This window comes from Acinetobacter sp. S4397-1, assembly GCF_024129285.1.
Taxonomy (GTDB): Bacteria; Pseudomonadota; Gammaproteobacteria; order Pseudomonadales; family Moraxellaceae; genus Acinetobacter; species Acinetobacter lwoffii_C.
Map to the genome: position 1 here is coordinate 22,014 of NZ_JAMXXZ010000023.1, position 19,768 is coordinate 41,781.

At 45.9% G+C, this 19,768-nt stretch carries 23 protein-coding genes; 21 read left to right on the forward strand and 2 right to left on the reverse strand.

Annotated features, from left to right (window positions below):
• Window positions 1-7 precede the first annotated feature (7 nt).
• From NI467_RS10960 to der, 11 genes are all read left to right on the forward strand, one after another.
• Window positions 8-559 carry a phosphatase PAP2 family protein gene (locus tag NI467_RS10960; RefSeq protein ID WP_151204105.1) on the forward strand — a complete coding sequence of 184 codons (552 nt, stop codon included), beginning with the start codon at window positions 8-10 and terminating at the stop codon, window positions 557-559.
• A gap of 89 nt (window positions 560-648) precedes the next feature.
• A complete protein-coding gene (gene iscX, locus NI467_RS10965) occupies window positions 649-849 on the forward strand; it encodes a Fe-S cluster assembly protein IscX (protein ID WP_151204106.1) in 201 nt (66 codons plus the stop codon).
• A gap of 110 nt (window positions 850-959) precedes the next feature.
• Entirely contained in the window at window positions 960-1,391 is a 432-nt protein-coding gene (gene ndk, locus NI467_RS10970; protein WP_035265623.1) for a nucleoside-diphosphate kinase, read from the forward strand.
• Between the two features lie 122 nt (window positions 1,392-1,513).
• A complete protein-coding gene (gene rlmN / locus NI467_RS10975; RefSeq protein ID WP_174659328.1) occupies window positions 1,514-2,749 on the forward strand; it encodes a 23S rRNA (adenine(2503)-C(2))-methyltransferase RlmN in 1,236 nt (411 codons plus the stop codon).
• A gap of 41 nt (window positions 2,750-2,790) precedes the next feature.
• Window positions 2,791-3,564, forward strand: coding sequence for a type IV pilus biogenesis/stability protein PilW (gene pilW, locus NI467_RS10980; RefSeq protein ID WP_373688388.1), 774 nt, complete (start codon window positions 2,791-2,793; stop codon window positions 3,562-3,564).
• Complete coding sequence (locus NI467_RS10985) at window positions 3,555-4,346, forward strand: helix-turn-helix domain-containing protein (RefSeq protein WP_253152951.1); 792 nt, start codon at window positions 3,555-3,557, stop codon at window positions 4,344-4,346. Before pilW ends, NI467_RS10985 begins: the two co-directional genes overlap by 10 nt.
• Before the next feature lie 21 nt (window positions 4,347-4,367).
• Window positions 4,368-5,489 (forward strand): flavodoxin-dependent (E)-4-hydroxy-3-methylbut-2-enyl-diphosphate synthase, encoded by a 1,122-nt coding sequence (gene ispG / locus NI467_RS10990; protein WP_151204110.1) that lies wholly within the window; start codon window positions 4,368-4,370, stop codon window positions 5,487-5,489.
• 3 nt (window positions 5,490-5,492) lie between these two features.
• On the forward strand, window positions 5,493-6,788 hold the full coding sequence (gene hisS / locus NI467_RS10995) for a histidine--tRNA ligase (protein ID WP_151204111.1): 1,296 nt from the start codon (window positions 5,493-5,495) through the stop codon (window positions 6,786-6,788).
• Between the two features lie 30 nt (window positions 6,789-6,818).
• Window positions 6,819-7,517 (forward strand): tetratricopeptide repeat protein, encoded by a 699-nt coding sequence (locus tag NI467_RS11000; protein WP_174659331.1) that lies wholly within the window; start codon window positions 6,819-6,821, stop codon window positions 7,515-7,517.
• On the forward strand, window positions 7,514-8,662 hold the full coding sequence (gene bamB / locus NI467_RS11005; RefSeq protein WP_253152953.1) for an outer membrane protein assembly factor BamB: 1,149 nt from the start codon (window positions 7,514-7,516) through the stop codon (window positions 8,660-8,662). Before NI467_RS11000 ends, bamB begins: the two co-directional genes overlap by 4 nt.
• 167 nt (window positions 8,663-8,829) lie before the next feature.
• Complete coding sequence (der, locus tag NI467_RS11010; protein WP_151204114.1) at window positions 8,830-10,242, forward strand: ribosome biogenesis GTPase Der; 1,413 nt, start codon at window positions 8,830-8,832, stop codon at window positions 10,240-10,242.
• Between the two features lie 58 nt (window positions 10,243-10,300).
• Here der and NI467_RS11015 read toward each other — a convergent pair whose 3' ends face one another.
• Complete coding sequence (locus NI467_RS11015) at window positions 10,301-10,858, reverse strand: hypothetical protein (protein WP_151204115.1); 558 nt, start codon at window positions 10,856-10,858, stop codon at window positions 10,301-10,303.
• 234 nt (window positions 10,859-11,092) lie between these two features.
• Here NI467_RS11015 and NI467_RS11020 point away from each other — a divergent pair, with 234 nt between their 5' ends.
• Window positions 11,093-11,740 carry a 4'-phosphopantetheinyl transferase superfamily protein gene (locus tag NI467_RS11020; RefSeq protein WP_151204116.1) on the forward strand — a complete coding sequence of 216 codons (648 nt, stop codon included), beginning with the start codon at window positions 11,093-11,095 and terminating at the stop codon, window positions 11,738-11,740.
• Window positions 11,741-11,759: 19 nt separating this feature from the next.
• Here NI467_RS11020 and NI467_RS11025 read toward each other — a convergent pair whose 3' ends face one another.
• Complete coding sequence (locus NI467_RS11025) at window positions 11,760-12,530, reverse strand: SDR family oxidoreductase (protein ID WP_151204117.1); 771 nt, start codon at window positions 12,528-12,530, stop codon at window positions 11,760-11,762.
• 90 nt (window positions 12,531-12,620) lie between these two features.
• On the opposite strand from NI467_RS11025, the gene mazG reads away from it, so the two are divergent.
• The 9 genes from mazG (at window position 12,621) to yjgA (ending at window position 19,297) form a co-directional block, all read left to right on the forward strand.
• Window positions 12,621-13,433 (forward strand): nucleoside triphosphate pyrophosphohydrolase, encoded by an 813-nt coding sequence (gene mazG / locus NI467_RS11030; protein ID WP_174659334.1) that lies wholly within the window; start codon window positions 12,621-12,623, stop codon window positions 13,431-13,433.
• Entirely contained in the window at window positions 13,393-13,830 is a 438-nt protein-coding gene (locus NI467_RS11035; RefSeq protein WP_174659335.1) for a ComEA family DNA-binding protein, read from the forward strand. Before mazG ends, NI467_RS11035 begins: the two co-directional genes overlap by 41 nt.
• A gap of 136 nt (window positions 13,831-13,966) precedes the next feature.
• Window positions 13,967-15,430 (forward strand): polynucleotide adenylyltransferase PcnB, encoded by a 1,464-nt coding sequence (gene pcnB / locus NI467_RS11040; RefSeq protein ID WP_151207275.1) that lies wholly within the window; start codon window positions 13,967-13,969, stop codon window positions 15,428-15,430.
• Complete coding sequence (folK, locus tag NI467_RS11045; protein ID WP_151207277.1) at window positions 15,427-15,912, forward strand: 2-amino-4-hydroxy-6-hydroxymethyldihydropteridine diphosphokinase; 486 nt, start codon at window positions 15,427-15,429, stop codon at window positions 15,910-15,912. The genes pcnB and folK overlap by 4 nt, the downstream gene beginning before the upstream one ends.
• Before the next feature lie 52 nt (window positions 15,913-15,964).
• Window positions 15,965-16,774 carry a 3-methyl-2-oxobutanoate hydroxymethyltransferase gene (panB, locus tag NI467_RS11050; RefSeq protein WP_151205375.1) on the forward strand — a complete coding sequence of 270 codons (810 nt, stop codon included), beginning with the start codon at window positions 15,965-15,967 and terminating at the stop codon, window positions 16,772-16,774.
• Window position 16,775: 1 nt separating this feature from the next.
• Complete coding sequence (panC, locus tag NI467_RS11055) at window positions 16,776-17,624, forward strand: pantoate--beta-alanine ligase (protein WP_151205374.1); 849 nt, start codon at window positions 16,776-16,778, stop codon at window positions 17,622-17,624.
• 19 nt (window positions 17,625-17,643) lie between these two features.
• A complete protein-coding gene (gene rapZ / locus NI467_RS11060) occupies window positions 17,644-18,495 on the forward strand; it encodes an RNase adapter RapZ (RefSeq protein WP_151205373.1) in 852 nt (283 codons plus the stop codon).
• Window positions 18,492-18,761, forward strand: a complete 270-nt coding sequence (locus NI467_RS11065) for an HPr family phosphocarrier protein (protein ID WP_151205377.1) — start codon at window positions 18,492-18,494, stop codon at window positions 18,759-18,761. Before rapZ ends, NI467_RS11065 begins: the two co-directional genes overlap by 4 nt.
• A 2-nt stretch (window positions 18,762-18,763) precedes the next feature.
• Window positions 18,764-19,297: a ribosome biogenesis factor YjgA gene (gene yjgA / locus NI467_RS11070; protein WP_151205372.1), complete on the forward strand. Its 534-nt coding sequence runs from the start codon at window positions 18,764-18,766 to the stop codon at window positions 19,295-19,297.
• Window positions 19,298-19,768: the final 471 nt, after the last annotated feature.

Consider the following 19,768-nt stretch of genomic DNA (forward strand, 5'->3'; position numbering starts at 1 on the left):
CTCTACAATGAAATTTCAAAATGCAAAACTCAAGTTTTTGGAAATTGATTTAAAAGGCTGTGTTTATCTTAATCATTTTTCCCGTTCGGAGCGTATTACCACCTTTTTTAAAATCGTCAGCCGCCTTGGAGATGGGATTTTCTGGTATCTGATGGTGTTGAGTGTTTGGATCGTACAGGGCTTGATATATAGCCTGCAAATTATCTATCTGGTTTTAGGTAGTACGGTAGGAACTTTAATTTATAAAGTCCTTAAAACCAAGACGGTACGGCCGCGTCCCTATCAGGTGCATCAGGTGATCCGCTTGGGTGAACATCCGCTGGATCATTTTAGCTTTCCTTCAGGCCATACCTTACATGCTGTAATGGCTACGGTGGTACTGGGTTATGTAGTGCCTGCATTACTGTTTCTGATGCTGCCCTTTACCATTTTGGTGGCTTTGTCCCGCATGGTGCTGGGGCTGCATTATCCAAGCGATGTGGTGGTAGGGGCCTTACTTGGTGGCGTGCTGGCAATGGCGATTGTATGTATGGCGCCATTTTTAAATATTGTGTTGTAAAAAATCAAGCAGAAGCCCGGCGAAAGGCTCGCAGAATTTTGCAGATTTGCTAAAGTACAGCATCACACTAGATATGCTTAGGAATAGATATGGGTTTACGTTGGACAGATACCCTCGATATCGCGATTGAATTGTATGAAGCGCATCCGGATGTTGATCCGCAATGGGTTCGCTTTACCGATCTGCATGCCTGGATTTGTGCACTGCCTGATTTTGAAGATGACCCGAATAAATCGACCGAAGGCCTTTTGGAAGGCATTCAAATGGCATGGATTGACGAAGCCCGTTAATTGCTGGCTTGAAAAAAGTAAAATTTTTACCTCTGAAACGAAGAAACAAGTCCATTATTCGGTATAATGCGGCAAAATTTCATGTCAACAATTGACTTAAGGAGCCGATCATGGCTATTGAACGTACATTATCTATTGTAAAACCAGACGCAGTTGCTAAAAACCACATTGGTGATATTTTTGCTCGTTTTGAAAAAGCGGGTCTTAAAATCGTTGCAACTAAAATGAAACACTTGACTCAAGCTGAAGCTGAAGGCTTCTACGCTGAGCATAAAGAACGTGGTTTCTTTGCTGACCTGGTTGCATTCATGACTTCTGGTCCAGTGGTTGTTTCAGTTCTTGAAGGCGAAAACGCTGTTCTTGCTCACCGTGACATTCTGGGTGCAACAAACCCTAAAGAAGCTGCTCCTGGTACTATCCGTGCAGACTTCGCTGTAAGCATCGACGAAAACGCTGCTCACGGTTCTGACTCTGTAGCATCTGCTGATCGTGAAGTGAACTACTTCTTCGCGCAAACTGAGATTGCTCCACGTACGCGTTAATACGCAGTATTCAAACCAGATAAGTGTTATTATACTTATCTGGTTTTTTTATTCTCTGAATAATTTTTTGCTCAGATATTGAGCTTCTCCTTTCATCTTTAGACATGGTTTAGGTAATACACATGAGTACTGACGTGGTCGCTACATCAGCAGTTTCTGATGCCCAGCAACAATCTCTGTCCACTCCTGCACAGCAAAATTCTGTGGAAAAAGTGAACTTACTTGGCATGTCACGTCCACAAATGGAAAAATTCTTCGAAGATCTGGGCGAGAAGAAGTTCCGTGCCGGACAGGTGATGAAATGGATTCACCAGTTTTTTGTAACAGATTTTGCCGAGATGACCAATATCTCAGGCAAGCTACGTGAAAAACTGGAAAAGATTTGTGAAATTAAAGCGCCAGAAGTGGTGCATAAAAACTATTCCAAAGATGGCACCCGTAAATGGGTATTCCGTGTGGGCGACGGTGACGGTTCTCTGGTCGAGACAGTATTGATTCCGGCAGAACATCGTAGCGGTTTACGACGTACCTTGTGTATTTCATCCCAAGTGGGCTGTGCATTGGACTGTTCTTTCTGTTCTACCGGCAAACAGGGTTTTCAGCGTGATTTGACTCAGGCAGAAATCATCGGTCAGCTGTGGATGGCCAACTATTCCTATATGGAAGATGTGCCTGTACTTGAGCGTGAACGTTCGGTCACGAACGTGGTGATGATGGGCATGGGCGAGCCATTGCTGAACTACGATGCCGTACTTAACTCGATGCGAGTGATGCTGGATGACTTTGCGTATGGTATGTCCAAACGTCGCGTGACTTTATCAACTTCAGGTGTAGTGCCAAAAATTGATCAGATGGTGAAAGATATTGATGTGGCCCTAGCGATTTCATTGCATGCACCAAATGATGAACTGCGTAATGAGTTGGTACCGATCAATAAAAAATATCCACTTGAACAATTGATTGCCGCCTGTCAGCGTTACATTGCCAAAGATGGTAATGAAAGTTCGCGTAAACACGTGACGATTGAATATGTGATGCTGGATGGGGTGAATGACCATCCTGAACATGCGCAACAGATGATTAAATTGTTGAAGAACCTTCCAAGCAAGATCAATTTGATTCCATTTAATCCGTTTCCGCATGCGCCATACGGCCGTTCTAGCCGTAACCGGATTATTTCTTTCCAAAAAACTTTGTCTGATGCCGGTTTTGTGTGTACGATTCGTCAGACGCGTGGCGATGATATTGATGCTGCGTGTGGACAGCTGGTCGGACAGGTTGCTGACCGTACCCGCCGAGCGGAGCAGTGGAAAAAGAAAATTGCGCAATCAAATGAGATTATGCGCTCACAAGGATAACAAGAGGTCGCCAATTGAATAATCTGACATCCAAACTTGCTTTGATTTCAGTGCTGTGTGGGTTTTGGGGGTTAACCGCGTGCCAAACGCCAGAACTGGGTCAGAAAGACCCGGAAAAAGCCACTAAAGTCCGTACACAATTGGCGGCAGAATATCTTAAATCAGGTGATCTGGATTCAGCAAAACGTGCGCTCGATCAGGCACTGGAAAGCAATTCGCGTGATTCTCAGGCCAACATGATGATGGGTGTGCTGCTTCAGCAGGAAGGCAGTCCACTCAATCTGGAAAAAGCCGAGACTTATTTCAAGCGTGCCATTTCCGCAGACCCGAAAAATGCACAGGCGCGAAATAATTACGGTACCTATTTATATCAGCTTGGACGCTATAATGATGCGATCGAGCAGTTTAAAATTGCGGGTGCAACTTTAGGGTATGATCAGCGATTTCGTGCCCTGGAGAATATGGGCCGTATTTATCTGAAAACTGGCGATGTTGTGAATGCTGAAAAAACATTCAAACAGGCGCTACAGGCTAATCGCGATTCATATATATCAATGTTAGAGTTGGCAGAAATTTTTTATCTGAACCAGCAGTTCCCGGCAGCGACACAAATGTATGAACATTTTGTGCGTGGGGTGGGACAGAAAAATCAGAGTGCCCGCGCACTCTGGATTGGCATTCGTACCGCGCGTGCCAATGGTGATCGGCTAGGAATGCAGGTATTGGTTAATCAATTGCGTGCACTCTTTCCTGAAAGCCAGGAATACCAACGTTATTTGCAATTACAGTACAGTACTGAGGCCGTATGGAAGTAAATCCTAATTCACCATCGAATCATTCGAGCGTAGCTCCAAACGCGTTAGGAAATGTTCAACGTCCAGGTGAGTACTTGCGTCAGATTCGTATCAATCAGCAACGCGATCTGGACGATGCAGCCAATGAGCTGAATATTCCGGTCAAAACCCTGACTGCGCTTGAGCAGGATGACTACAAGTCTTTGCCTGAAGCCACTTTCATTAAGGGCTATTATCGTATCTATGCCAAGTTTCTGGGGGTAGATGCTTCTAGCATTATCCAGCGTTTTGATGAAATTTATACGAATGATACCGGCCTGCTGCCCAATCATGCCCTGAATAATTCTCCGATCAAAATTATGGGGAAACTTCCGGGTTCGAAGCGCGATCGTAACCGTAAATGGTTAAAACGCATTTTGATTGCCTTGATGGTACTGGTGATTCTGGGGGTATTGACGACGATCATACAAAACTGGTCCAGCAATAATAGCCAGAATGACAGTGAAATTGCCGCAGACCCCTCTTCTCATATTGAAGTTCTAAATCTGGATAATGGCACAGCCATGATGGGCGACCAGTTAAAACTGGATTTTCAGCGTCCAACCTCGGTTCATATCGTGGATTCCACTGGAAAGGTACTGGCGACTGGCCGTCAAGCTTCCACCTTGCAGCTTAGTGGTGAGCCACCATTTCAGATTCGTCTGGATGATGCCACTGCCGTATCACTCAGTTTAAATAATGAAAGTATTTCATTGTCTCCATATACCGTGAACGGAAAAGCAGAATTCCGTTTGTCACGTTAAGGGTGAGAGTAGGTCGAAAGAATGATTATTAATCCAATTCAGCGTCGTTCAACACGTAAAATCCGTGTGGGTTCTGTCTATGTGGGAGGGGATGCCCCTATCAGTATTCAGTCAATGACCAATACTGAAACCTGTGATGTGGATGCGACCGTTGCACAAATCCAGCGGTGTGTGGATGTGGGCGCGGATATTATGCGTGTATCTGTGCCGACCATGGAGGCCGCAATCGCCTTTGGCGAAATCCGTAAGCAGGTCAGTGTGCCTTTGGTTGCTGATATTCACTTTGACTATAAGATTGCCCTTGCGGTTGCAGACTATGGGGCGGACTGTCTGCGTATCAATCCGGGCAATATCGGTTCTGAAGCCAAAATCCGTGAAGTGGTGGCTGCTGCAAAGCATCATGATATTTCCATGCGAATCGGGGTAAATGCCGGTTCTCTGGAAAAAGATATTCAAAAGAAATATGGCGAACCGACGGGCCAGGCTCTGCTTGAATCCGCAATGCGCCATATCGACATTCTGGATCGTCTCGACTTTCAGGAATTCAAAGTTTCGGTTAAAGCCTCCAATGTCTTCTTAACCATGGATGCGTACCGTTTGCTGTCGCAGCAAATTGATAACCCGCTGCATCTGGGAGTGACTGAAGCTGGTATTTATCGTACCGGTTCAGTGAAATCCGCGATTGCCCTCGGTGGCCTGCTGATGGAAGGCATTGGTGACACTATGCGAATTTCCCTGGCGGCAGAGCCTGAAGAAGAAATTAAAATCGGTTTTGATATTTTAAAATCACTTAGTCTGCGTTCTAACGGCATTAACTTTATTGCCTGTCCAAGCTGCTCACGTCAAGAATTTAATGTGATCAAGGTCATGCAGGTTCTGGAAGAGCGTCTGGAAGATGTGCGCGTACCAATGGATGTTTCGGTTATTGGCTGTAAGGTCAATGGTCCAGGTGAGGCCAAAGAAGCCGATATTGGTGTAGTGGGTGCAAGTCCACGTTCACTGGTGTACCGTAATGGTGAAAAAAGCCATTTAATTGACACAAATCAACTGGTTGATGAAATCGAAGCAATGGTTCGTCAACGTGTTTCTGAGCTTGAAAAAGCTAAATCCAAAGAGATTATTCGCACAGGTTTTTCTGAGTAGATCATGAGTTCAATCGTCGCAATCAAAGGTTTTAATGACATTCTCCCAGCGCAAACCCCGGCTTGGAGACGTCTTGAACAGCATCTATCAAGCTTGATGGATACGTATGGTTATCAACAAATCCGTTTGCCGATGGTTGAGCAGACCAATCTGTTCAAGCGTTCTATTGGTGATGCCACGGATATTGTTGAAAAAGAAATGTACACCTTTTTGGACAAGGGAAATCCGCCTGAGTCATTGACCTTGCGTCCTGAAGGAACAGCAGGTTGTGTCCGTGCCATGCTGGAGCATAACCTGTTGCGCGGTGCAGCACCGCGTGTATGGTACATTGGACCGATGTTCCGCTATGAAAAACCGCAAAAAGGCCGTTACCGCCAGTTCCATCAGTTTGGGGTAGAAACCTTTGGTGTGGCTACTCCAGATATAGATGCCGAACTGATCCTGATGACGGCGCGTTTATGGAAACGTATGGGTGTGGCTGACAAGGTTCAGCTGGAATTGAATACGCTGGGTGAATCGGATGAGCGGGCAGCATATCGCGCCGCACTGGTGGAATTCCTTGATGCTCATAAAGCCGATCTGGATGAAGATTCACAGCGCCGTTTAAGTACAAATCCGCTGCGTATTCTGGATTCTAAAGATGCCAAGACCCAGTCAATTCTGGAAAATGCACCAAAATTGCACGACTTTATGGGCGAAGACACGCTGGCGCATTTTAATCAGCTACAGCAGTATTTGACTGAAGCCGGTATCAGCTTTGTGATTAATCAAAAGCTGGTACGTGGTCTGGACTATTATAATAAGACAGTCTTTGAATGGACCACAACGCATTTGGGTTCACAAGGTACGGTATGTGCCGGTGGCCGTTATGATGGTCTGGTTGGACAGTTGAAAGGCAAGGCAGACCAGTCTGTCCCAGCAGTCGGTTTTGCGATGGGTATAGAGCGTTTATTGCTTCTGCTGGAGCAAGTTGAAGACAATACGCCAACACGTGACTGTGAAGTATTTCTGGTCGCTGATCCGGCCTCCCAAGGCAAAGCGTTGGTGCTGGCTGAACAGATCCGTGATCAGCTTGAAGCCACAGGCAGTGCGATACGCTTAAAGGTGGGCTCACAAGGCTCAATGAAATCGCAAATGAAAAAGGCAGATCAGGCGGGTGCCTTATATGCAGCGATCGTCGGTGAGCGTGAGCTGGAAGCTCAGAGCTTTACAGTCAAGGAGTTGTCAACTGCCGAGCAGACGAATGTACCATTTGCTGAATTTGTTGCATTTTTCAGTACTAAAATTTCTTCAAAATAATCGATAAAACATTAGGAAAAGGGTAATCGCATGAGCGCAATGAGTGATGATGATCAACTTGAAAGTTTGAAATCCTTTACGAAAAAGTATGGTTCTTCAATCATTACCGGGATTTTGATTGCGTTGATTGCCTTTTTCGGATGGGAATACTGGCAGAAGAAAAACCTGGCAGAAGCACAAATGCAGACTGCTAAGGTGCAGCAGTTGATGGATGACGCGCAAGCCCAGGATGGCGATGCGTTTGCCAAGCTGTCTGAAACAGCGGACAAAATTGTCAAAGATGCTCCGGATTCTGCTCAGGCCATCCAGACCCAGCTGGTGATGGCAAAACTGGCTTATGATAAAGAGGATTATGCTGCCGCTGAAAAGGCCTTGCAGAAAGTTGAAAACTCGAAAGTCAAGGATGCAGGTCTGATTCAGGTGGTGAAATTGCGTCTGGCCTATGCACAGCTGGCTCAGAAAAAATATGATGCTGCGCTTAAAACATTAGATGCAGTGACTGAACCGGCATTCAAGGCAACTGCGGATGAAGTGCGTGGTGATATTTATGTTGCCAAAAATGATATTGAAAATGCTAAAAAAGTATATCAAAGTGCATGGGATGCATTAATGGAACGCAAAGAAGAACGTCAAATTTTACAAATGAAACTTGAAAGCGTAGGCGTGCTGGTCGATGATCCTGAGATTGAACGCCCAATTATAGAAACACAAGTGGACGAAACTGAATGAATAGAACATATAAAATCACCTGTGCCTTGACAGTTTTGACCCTTGCACTTGCGGGCTGTGCGGGTAAAACCAATAAAGCCCCAGAAGTTAAACCAAATCCATTGCCTAAATTGACTCAGGCCAAAACATTGGTTCCGGTGTTTTCGACCAATGTTTCTGCCACTGAAGCAGCAGATCCTTTGCGTCTGCGTCTGGGTGCAGACCAGGGGCTGATTTTTGCAATTGACCCTAAGGGTGAAGTGAGCGCATTTAATGGCAAGCAACGTGTCTGGCAGAAAAAAGTAGCGCAAGATTCCCTGAGTGCTGGTGTAGAAGCCGCTGATGGAATCGTGGTGGTAGGCACCAACAAAGGTAAACTCCTGGCCCTGGACCAGAAAACAGGGGAGCAAAAGTGGACTGCCCAGTTGACGGGTGCCATTTTAGCGCCATCGCTGATTCATGCGGGACATGTCATTACGGTAAGTAATGATGGTACGGTGTATGCACATGAAGCTACCACTGGGACACAGGTATGGACCTATAACCTGCCGAATGTACAGTTCAGCTTACGTGGTGTGGCTGCTCCTGTGCCTCTGGATGCACGTAATATCCTGATAGCCTCTGCTAATGCCTATATTTATGTCATCGACGCGATCAGTGGTGTACCAAAAATGCAGCGCCGTGTCGCTGTATCGGATGGACGTTCAGATATCCAGCGTCTGGTGGATATTGATGGTGAACCTGTGGTGGCTGGACAGTTTGTCGTGACGACCAGCTATCAAGGCCAGGTGACGGTACTGGATCTGGCCTCACAGCAGGTGGTCTGGAGTGAAGATGCCAGTAGTATTCAACGTCCGGAAGTGGTCGGAAATGGTGTATTTGTGGCACAAAGCAATGGTAAAATCAGTGCCTATGAAATTACCACCGGCCAACCGCTTTGGGAAAATGACCAGTTGTTGAATCGCCAGCTGAGTAACCCGGTGATGCTGGGGAATGAGCTGGTGGTGGGTGATCTGGAGGGTGTATTGCATCTGATCGATCCACGTAATGGACAGATTGTCGGTCGTGCCAAAACTTCAGGGGAAGTCCGTACTTTGCGTGTGATTGACAATCAACTCTATGTGTCGACACGTAAGGGTGCATTGAGCATCTGGCAGAATCGTTAATTTTACTTGCCTTATGTTAAACTAGGCGCAACCGTATTTTTTGAACCGCGGGGCGATTGAAAACTCAATGCCCCGTGTTTTTATTTCGGGTATTTACCCGCTATCTTCCTATACTTTCTGATGTGCAGGCCTCTATAGACTGCCTGATATTGAATAAAGGTTAATCTATGAAACCCGTAATTGCGCTCATTGGTCGTCCGAACGTCGGAAAATCAACCCTGTTTAACCAGATTACCAAGAGCCGTGACGCATTGGTGGCAGACTTTGCCGGCCTGACCCGCGACCGTAAATATGGCGATGCCGTCTACCAGAATAAGTCATTTATTGTGGTGGATACCGGCGGTATTGGTGAAAATGAAGGGGGCATCGACTCCTACATGGCGGAGCAGTCCAAAACCGCCATTCATGAAGCTGACATGATCATTTTTGTGGTCGATGCACGTGCCGGGCTGCTGGCTTCTGATGAACAGATTGCTCGTGAATTGCGTACCCTTGGCAAAAAAGTCTTTCTTGTCGCCAACAAAGTAGATGGCGTGCATGCAGAAGCCGCGCTGGTAGAGTTTTATAAGCTTGGAATGGGTGAGCCTTTACAGGTAGCCGCCAGCCATGGCCGCGGCGTGCAGCAGATGTTAGAAGATGTGCTTGCGGATGTGCCTGAAGATGAAAACCCGGAAGAACATGACAAGAATACCGGGCTGCGTCTGGCGATTATCGGCCGTCCAAACGTGGGTAAATCTACACTGGTAAATCGCCTGCTGGGTGAAGAACGTGTGGTTGCATTTGACCAGCCGGGAACCACCCGTGACTCGATCTATATTCCTTTTGAGCGTGACGGCCGTCAGTACACCCTGATTGATACCGCCGGGGTACGCCGTAAAGGTAAAGTGGATGAGATGATCGAGAAATTCTCCATCGTGAAAACTTTGCAGGCGATGAAAGATGCGCATGTGGTGGTGATTGTGGTGGATGCGCGTGACGGGATTGTAGAGCAGGACCTACACCTGATCGGTTATGCGCTGGAAGCTGGCCGCGCCATGGTAATTGCGATCAATAAATGGGACAATATGTCTGAATATGATCGCAAGCAATGTAAGCTGGATGTCGAGCGCCGCTTTGACTTTATTCCTTGGGCGAAAATTCACCTGATTTCTGCCCTGCATGGTACTGGGGTGGGCGAGATGTATCCTTCGATTCATCGTGCCTATGATTCTTCTCATCTGAAAGTATCACCGGCCAAACTGACCCAAATCCTGAATGATGCAACCGATGCGCATCAGCCGCCAACGGTACAGGGCCGCCGAATCAAGATGCGTTATGCGCACATGGGCGGACAAAACCCGCCGACGATCGTGATTCACGGTAACAAGGTGGATAAAACGCCTGCGGATTACCGTCGCTATCTGGAAAACGTCTTCCGTAAAGTGTACAAACTTGAAGGGACACCAGTAAAAATTGAATTTAAAACCTCGGAAAACCCGTTTGAAGGCCGCAAGTCACAAATAGACGAACGTACTGCTGCGCGCCGCCGTCGTTATGTACAGAAATTCAAGAAAGCAGAGAAGAAATTTAAACGTGGTTAATCGCCATATTTAAATGTAAAAAGCCTGCGAAAAGCAGGCTTTTTTATTTGTTTGCATTTTAGATTGAACATTTTTTTGCTTTTTGATAAATACGGATATTTTCAAGATTAGCTAAAGCTACGTCAGCATCGGCTTGAGAAGCAGCAATATTATTTTGATTGTTATTGCCAGTAAAAGCATTGGTGATTTCAGTTGCGCGTGCAACTGTTTGAGACTGGCCTGCAAACGCAGAGAGTGCACCACTTGCAATACCTGCCAATTTAGAAACAGGATTATTAGCTTGATTGAGGGCATGTTGACTTGCTTCTAAGCTGCGTTCAAAACTGCGCGCTTCTACCGCCAAATCGGTACAATCTAAACCTTTTAAGTATGTGGTTGAGTAGACACCGTTATTTTGATTTGAAGCATGATTATAATTAGAAGCATAAGCACGGTCTGCACGTGCAACAGCAGTATTCGCCTGCAAACGGCTGCGCTCCATATTGGCTTCAGCCTGATCCATGATTGCGCCGTTTCTAGCTCCCATAACTGCTGTAGCAGCTTCTAACCAAGAGCTAGCTTGGGTTGAAAATGATAGTGTAATAATTGCAGTGCTAAGTATGATTCGCTTAAACATATGACCCTCTGTTTTTCTATGTATAAAATTGTAGCTGAATTGTAACGGGTTTTTATGCGATTAAAAATAGCTTTAAAGCTCATGTGTTATTTTAATTAATCACTACATTTTATTGTTTTACTTAAGTTTTATTAAAGTATATTTTCGGGTATTCCTGACTCTTGGTCAGAGAGGCAATTAGTTTGATTTATACTTTAAGCTCTAAATGCAACATTTTTATAAGGGCAACTATTTTTGAAGTCTATTATTCATATTAATTGGATCGCACTGGCACCAAGACTTAGACATTTACAGGGCCTGGATCGTAAAAACTATATTCAGCAGCGTAAACAATGGATTTATGGCTATCGTAACCAGTTGCTCTCCACACAGTTGGGTTGCGTGATTGATCAGCAGGATTTCAGCCTGGCCGAATACGGCAAACCTTATCTCCATACTCATCCAGATTTCAGCTTTAATCATAGTCATAGCCGAAATTTCTATGCTCTGGCAACCAGTCATCAGGTTCAGAACTTAGGGGTTGATATTGAAGATCTCGACCGAAAGGTTCGTTTCGAAGCCTTGGCACAACACGCTTTTCATCCTGAAGAACTCAGGCAATGGCAGGAGCTGAATTATGATCCAGAGTACTGGTTCAAGGTCTGGACCACGAAAGAAGCTGTCTTGAAGGCTTCAGGATTGGGGATTCGGATAAATTTAAATGAGTTGAATACCCAAGTCTATCCGGAGCAAAATGGTGGGCGCTGCGAACATCCAGATATAGGAATGTATGCTTATCAAAATTATGTTCTCGTGGGCTGCATGCTTAGCGTGGCTTGGCAAAGTGAGCAGTCATGCAAGGGTTTTAAATTTCCAGTTATTCAGATTCATCCAGGTGTCTAAAAGCATATTCACTATTTTTTTATTTTTTGGCAAGCCATAGATTACTGATCCGGTTGACGAACTGGGGACTTATTTGGGAGAGATGGAACAAGAACCGGCTTTTAAACCCGACGGGATGGTGGGTTACTTGCCAGATGGAATCTTTGAGCTGCGCGAGTTTAAGAATATCCTGCGCCACATCTTCTGCTTTCAAATGCACGCCTATTTTTTTGATGCTTTCCGCCTGCATATCTTTGACCATCGCGGTACTTACGAAAAGTGGCATCACATCCAAGACTCGAATCCCATAAGGTTGCCATTCAATATCCAGGCTTTCAGTCAGGCCGCGTACTGCAAACTTGCTGGTCGCATATGAAGCCAAATCAGCCTGACCATAAATCGCAGATGCTGAGGATAAATTGATGATCCGGGCGAAAGAGGACTGTTTTAAATAGGGAAAAGCTGCATGACAGCCATTGAGAGTGCCTTTGATATTAATATCCAAGGTTCGATGATGTGATGGAATGGGGGTATTTTCAAAAGGACCTGAATATAAAATACCGGCATTATTGACCAGGATATTAATCTCACCGGCCCAGGCTGCGAACTCACTCAAAGCTGCTTCCCAGCCAGCATAATCTGTTACATCAATAAAGCCGGCCTTGGCATGTTCACCGAGTTGCTGGGCCAGTTGTTCTGCCTGCTCCACGTTAATGTCATAAATACCGACTTTGTAGCCGTGCTGGTAAAACAGGGCAGCTGTCGCGGCACCAATTCCTTGTGCAGCACCACTAATCAATATACTGTGCATGTGCTTGATCTCCTTATTGTCTTTTTTTTTGAGCATAGCAAGAAATAGGCAGAATAAAGCGGCTATTTGGTAAAGATGAGGTGTTAAAAAGTGGAACAATTACTCCAGATCATGCGTGAGTTACGTGAAAAATGCCCCTGGGATCAGCAACAGACTCCCGAATCTCTAACCCGATATGCGATAGAAGAAGCGTATGAAGTAGAGGCAGCGGTACGTTCTGCTAATGTTGAAGATGTGCGGGATGAACTTGGAGATCTGCTGTTACAGGTGGTATTTCAGGCGCAAATGTACAGCGAGCAGGGTGCTTTCGATTTTCAGGACGTGGTGCAGGCGATTAGCGATAAACTGATTCGTCGTCATCCGCATGTGTTTCAGGCCGAGCAGTTTGCACAGCTGAGCCCTGAAGATGTGTCAGTATTATGGAAGAAAATTAAGCAGACAGAAAAGCAGGGCAAACCCCGTTCACGCCTGGATCAAGTCAAGCATGCGCCAGCATTGCAGCAGGCCGACGAGATTCAGCGGAATGTAGCCAAAATTGGTTTTGATTTTCCTGATGTGGCAGGTGCGTATGGCAAGCTGGAAGAAGAATTAAGCGAACTCAAGCAGGCCATAGCTGCACAGAATTCCGATGAAATACAGGAAGAATTTGGCGACTGCTTATTCTCATTGGTGAATATCGGCCGTAAACTTGGAGTTTCAAGCGAAATGGCATTATTGGGAACGATCCATAAGTTCCGGACTCGCTTTGCCTTGATGGAAGATCAGGCCGACAAACAACAATTAAACCTGGAAAGTCTGTCACTGGCTGAGTTGGATCAGCTCTGGGAACAGGCCAAGTTAGAATTAAAAAAAAGGGCTGCTCATGAACACCTTACAACCTCGAACAGGTCTGACATGGATTAGTTTTCTTCTGCTCGGCTGCTGGCTTGGTTGTCTGTCAATTGCGACTACTGCTCAAGCAGCGGGAACAAATGGAACAAATTATACGGAATGGAAAACCCGGCAGCAGCAACAGGATGCGCGTCTACAACAGAAAGTAGCGATCTCTCCTGCTTCTGAAAGTGATTACTATCTGGCCAAGCCTGCTTTATCAGTCACTTCGGCTGTCGATAAAATTAGCCTGAACAGGGCAAATGTGGAGCAGTTACAGCAGTTGCATGGGATTGGACAGAAGAAAGCGCAAGCGATTGTTGAATATCGGCAGAAAAACGGTAAATTTAAAACGATTGAAGATATTCAGCTGGTCAAGGGAATCGGGCCAGCTTTATTTGCCAAAAACAAGGCTAGACTGGGGCTGTAAGCAGACTGAAGAGACGATGAATTGCCAATCAATCTGAATGCTAAGAATGAGATAATCAAATTGCCCTTTAGCGGTGTAAGCGATATGATTAGCGTCATCTTAAAAATTTACGTTCAGACGTAGGAGACAGCGTCTTTTGCAAACTTTGCACGCGTCAAAATGTGGTTTATCAACCGCTCAATTACCTTCTTATATTCTCGATGTGATTGATGCCTTAACCAAGGCAGGCTATGAAGCTTATATTGTAGGGGGGGGTGTCCGGGATCTGATGCTGGGTTTAAACCCCAAAGATTTCGATGCTGTCACCAATGCCACACCCGCTCAGGTCAAAGAGGTATTCGGACGGCGTTGTCGGATTATCGGACGACGTTTCGAGCTGGCGCATGTCTATTCCGGCCGTGAACTGGTGGAAGTAGCGACCTTTCGTGCGCCGCCTAAAAAAGCAGTTACCTCTGCTGCGGGCATGATCCTGCGTGACAATAACTGGGGCACCATCGAACAGGATTTTGCCCGCCGTGATTTTTCTATTAATGCACTGTATTATCAGCCGCGCAAAGCAATTGTGCTGGACTTCTGTCATGCAGTAGAGGACATCAAAAGTAAAACCTTGCGTTTGCTCGGTGATCCGACATTAAGATTTGAGGAAGATCCGGTCAGGATGCTGCGCACTTTACGTTTTGCAGCCAAACTGAATTTCAATATTGATGAGGCCATTCTGGATATTTTTACGCCGGAAATGACCCAGCTGTTACGTGACGTTTCTCCGCACCGTCTATATGACGAGTCACAGAAACTCTTTACTATGGGGCATTTGAACCGGGTATTGCCGATGCTGATTGATTTTGGTATCTGGCGTCAGTTATTTGCTGATATCCAGCCTGATATTACGCCGTTTATTGAGCGTGCAGCAAAAAATACAGATCAGCGTATTTCAATTGGTAAAACCATCAATCCCGCTTTCTTTTATGCGGTATTGCTATGGCAGCCATTTTTAGAGCGCTGTGAGTTTTATCTTTCCCGCGGTGTGGTGGCAGCTGAAGCACGTGCCCAAGCGGGGCTGGATGTACTGAAGCGTCAGGCCACGCGCACGGTCATTCCACGTTTTGCTGAAACCTTTATTCGTGAAGTCTGGGAAATGCAAACCCGTCTGCTGAATCCAAAACCACAGCAAATTGATGCTTTGTCAGGACATGCGCGTTTCCGTGCCGGCTTTGACTTCCTGCTGCTACGTGAAAAATCGGGCGATGCAACGGCACAAGGGATGGGCACCTGGTGGGATGAATACCAGCAAATGAATGGTGATGAAAAAGAGCGCGCCATTGCCCAATATAACCGTCAGCGTGCCAGAAACCGTCGTAAGGTTTCTCAGGAAGAGCATCTGGAGCAGCGTCTAGTGGCTCAGGAAATGACTGAAATCGAACCGTTGGTGAATGAGCCGGAGCCGCGCAACCGTCGTGTACGTAAAGCCAAATATGAGGCCGAGCGTAAATCCGTTTCCCAGCTAACTGCCAGTGGCGAAATTGGTGCAGATCACCCGATTACCAAACGTAAACGTGTACAGCGTGACTTAAGCCAGGTTATTTTTGGGCCAACACAATGACAGTCAGCTATATCGGTTTGGGAAGCAACCTTGGCGATTCACGCCAGATTTTAGCAGAAGCCGTATACAAGCTGGCCAGCCTGGGGGCGGTCAAAGCGTCGCATTTATATCAAAGCCCGCCCATGGGTCCACAGGACCAGCCGAACTATTACAATGCTGTGGTGCAACTGGTCACAGACCTTGCAGCGCTGGACTTGCTGGATCAGCTGCAGGCCTTTGAGCAGGAAGCAGGCCGGGTGCGTTTACGACACTGGGGCGAGCGTACGCTGGATCTGGACTTGCTGATTTATGGCGATGAACAGATTCAGCATGAGCGTTTGATTGTGCCGCATGTGGGAGTGCTGGAGCGCGACTTCGTGCTGCTGCCTCTGCTGGATATTGATCCTGAATTACAGCTCAATGGACATATATTAAAAGACCTTGACATCGTTAAGCACTCAGCCTTGACGGTCTTCGATCGCACCAACTGGGCAAATATTTAATTTTGAAATAATTGGCAGTTCGAGAGAACTTCAAAAATAGAGGAGTATCTTCATGATCAGTCTCAGTGATTTAAGACGATATAAGGCTGAAGGACGTAAATTTTCTTGCCTGACTTGTTATGATGCAAGTATGGCTAAAGCCATGGAAATTGCCGCAGTCGACAGTATTCTGATTGGTGATTCCTTAGGTATGTCCATTCAGGGTCGCGACTCAACACTGCCTGTAACTGTAGAAGATATGGCCTATCATACGGCAGCGGTACGCCGTGGCAATCAGCATGCTTTGATTATGACCGATCTGCCATTTATGAGTTATGCCACTTTAAATGATGCCTTGCAAAGCTCGAAAACTGTAATGCAGGCTGGTGCGCAAATGGTCAAGATGGAAGGTGGCGCATGGCTGTCGGAAACGGTTCAGGTATTGACCCGTAACGGTATTCCGGTGTGTGTCCACCTGGGCTTAACACCGCAGTCGGTGCATGTCTTTGGCGGTTATAAATTACAGGCACGTACCCGTGCAGCCGCAGATCAGTTAATTGCAGATTGCAAGGCGGTGGTTGAGGCGGGTGCTGCACTACTTTTACTGGAGTGTGTACCTGCGCAACTGGGTCAGGAAATTACTGAGCTGTTCCCGCATGTTCCGGTCATTGGAATCGGGGCAGGGTCAGCGACCGATGGCCAGGTACTGGTGGTACAGGATATGCTGGGCTTGACCTTTGGTCATACTGCAAAATTTGTACGTAACTTTATGCAAGAGCAATCGGGTGCAACTGCCATTCTGGATGCATTCAAAGCCTATCATGCGGCAGTATTGGATGGCTCATTCCCGGCACCTGAACAAACATTCCAAGTCGAGTTGTAACATGAAAACAGAAACAACCATCCAAGGTTTATCAGCTTCACTGAATCCTGCACGTTCGGCACGTAAAATGATTGGCTTTGTACCGACCATGGGTAATCTGCATCAGGGGCATCTGAATCTGGTACGTGAAGCACGTAAGCTATGTGATGTCGTTGTGGTCAGTGTTTTCGTTAATCCGATCCAGTTCGGACCGAATGAAGACTTTGATAGCTATCCACGTACCCTGGAGCAGGATCAGCAGCTCCTGGCGGAAGCCGGTTGTGACATCGTATTTGCTCCAAGCGTGGAGCAGATGTATGGTAACAAGCCACGGTTGACCAATATCAGTGTAGCTGAGATCACCAATGACCTGTGCGGTTTGCAACGTCCAGGCCACTTTGATGGTGTTGCTGTTGTCGTGACAAAATTGTTTAATATTGTTCAGCCAAACTATGCGTTCTTTGGGCAAAAAGATTATCAGCAACTGGCTGTGATCCGTCAGTTTGTCCAGGATCTGAATATTCCTCTGGAAGTGATTGGTGTACCGATTGCACGGGCGGAAGATGGTTTGGCACTCAGTTCACGAAATGGATATTTAAGTGAGCAGGAGCGTGCAACTGCACCGGTGATTTTCCAGAGTCTGCAAGCCGCTGAGCAGCAGTTACATGCTGGCCAAACGCTGGAACAAGTATTGAGAGGCATTCGTGAAACGCTGACCGATGCCGGACTTGTAGTCGACTATGTGGAAGCACGTAGCCTGGAGCTACAGAAAATTCAGACGTTTAATCAAGATGTGGTGATATTGGTGGCAGTAAAACTCGGTACCACACGTTTGATCGATAACTTGCAGGTCAAGTACGCAGTTGGCTAGGATGAAAGGATGGTAGGGCATGAAGCGCATTTTAATTGTCACGGGGCAATCTGGTTCAGGTAAGTCATCTGCTTTGCAGGTACTGGAAGATCTGGGTTATTACTGTATTGATAACTTGCCTTTGGCCTTACTTCCTGAGATTGTAGCAAAACTGGACAATGACAATAATCTGGAATTGCTGGCACTCGGGGTCGATGTGCGCAGTACCCGGGCGGATCTGGAAGAGTTTAATCATGTGTTTGAGCAGCTACAGCAGCATGGCTCGGTCGATATCATCTATTTGACCACACAGGATCAGGAGTTGATCGCCCGCTTTAGTGCTTCACGTCGTCCACATCCTCTGGCTGCACGTTTTAAAAGCCTGAATCAGTGTATACAGGAAGAAAAAATCCTGCTGATGCCGATTCAGCTGCGCTCTACCGTGCACATTGATACCACCGATAAAAGTGTGCATGACCTGAAGCATACGTTATTGTCCCGACTGGGACAGACCGATCAGCTGATTTTGATCTTACAATCCTTTGGTTATAAGCACGGGATTCCTCTGGATGCCGATTATGTCTTCGATGTACGGCATTTGCCTAATCCACACTGGGAAATTGAACTTCGCAAGTTTTCAGGCCTGGATCAGCCGGTGCAGGAGTTTTTGCAAAAAAGCGCTCAAGTCGAAGATATGTTTCAGGATATTTATCATTTTCTGGACAAGTGGCTGCCGACCTTTGCTGAAGGACATCGTCATTATATAACGGTGTCTATTGGTTGTACCGGCGGGCAGCATCGTTCTGTTTATATTGTGGATAGACTAAAAAAAGCGCTTGAGGCAAAATGGTCTATTCAAGTCCTCCACCGAGAAATGAAGCACTGGTCATGATTGATACGACTGTTGACGTGATTAATAAACTGGGTTTACATGCGCGTGCATCTGGTAAACTGATTGAAGTAACGACCAAGTTTCGTTCCAGTATCCAGATTGGAAAGGCGAACAAACTGGTAGATGCGAAAAATATCATGTCCCTGTTGATGCTCGGTGCAGGCAAGGGAACCACTTTACGCTTGGTGATTGAAGGCGCAGATGAGGACATGGCCTTATCTGAAATTCAGGCACTTTTTGCAGCAAAATTTTATGAGGCAGATTAATCGTGGCACGTCGACCGCACAGTTTTACTGAAGAAGACTTTGAATCTTTAGAAGGACGTGCAAGTAAAACTGAACAGAAAAAAGCCGTCCAGCGGATGGCTGCTTTGGGCGCACAGCTGGCTGAGCTCAGTGTAAAGCAGATCAAAAATCTGCCTGTAGAAGAGCGTCTGATTGATGCCTTGCTGGATGTACAGAGCATCGGCTCCAATGAGGCACGCCGTCGCCAGTTTCAACGGATTGGCAAACTGCTGCGTAATGAAGATGAAAGCATAATTTTGTCTTATTTAACCCCAAAACAGGGTTTAAAGAAGACCGCTCAGCTGCAACGCTGGGTCGAACGCATGATCAAAGATGGTGATCCGGTCATTAATGACTTTAGCAAAACTTATAATGCAGCAGAGCGTCATACCATTCGCCAGCATGTTTTGCGGATTCACCGCGATTTGAAAGCTCAGGCTGATGAAGCGACTCTAGCCGAGTCAAAGCAGAAGCTATTCAACTATGTGCAGCAGGTGGCATTGATCTCGGATAACTAGTTTCTTATCAAAAAGCGGCTTTAGTAGCCGCTTTTTTTTATGGTTAAACATCCCTTCCAATTTTTCTAGAAGCTAACGCTAGATTTCGGTTAATTGTAAACTAATGTAGTTTTTGTAGTAGAAACGTGGATTATCTTATTGCCTAAGTTGCATTCTTCTGGAGGTTTTAGGGAGCATTATTTAAGTATTATTAAATAAAAAGAAAGGCTCTCGTTGTTATAAATTCAACCTGTTACTCAATTTTTGAGCTCTAAATAACAGGATTTAGAGGGGTGAAACATCATTCATTTCTTTGACCAGTTGTTAAAACAATCTTATTTACTGTAGTTCATCAATATGGAGGAAATATAGAGAAAAGATGAACTTATTAAGGTAATTAACTCTGTACACGACAAATTTCACAGAACCCTTATCCTATCAGGGTTCTGCCTTCTTAAAATTGCCAAAATTTCCTTAAACTCTTCTTTTTTC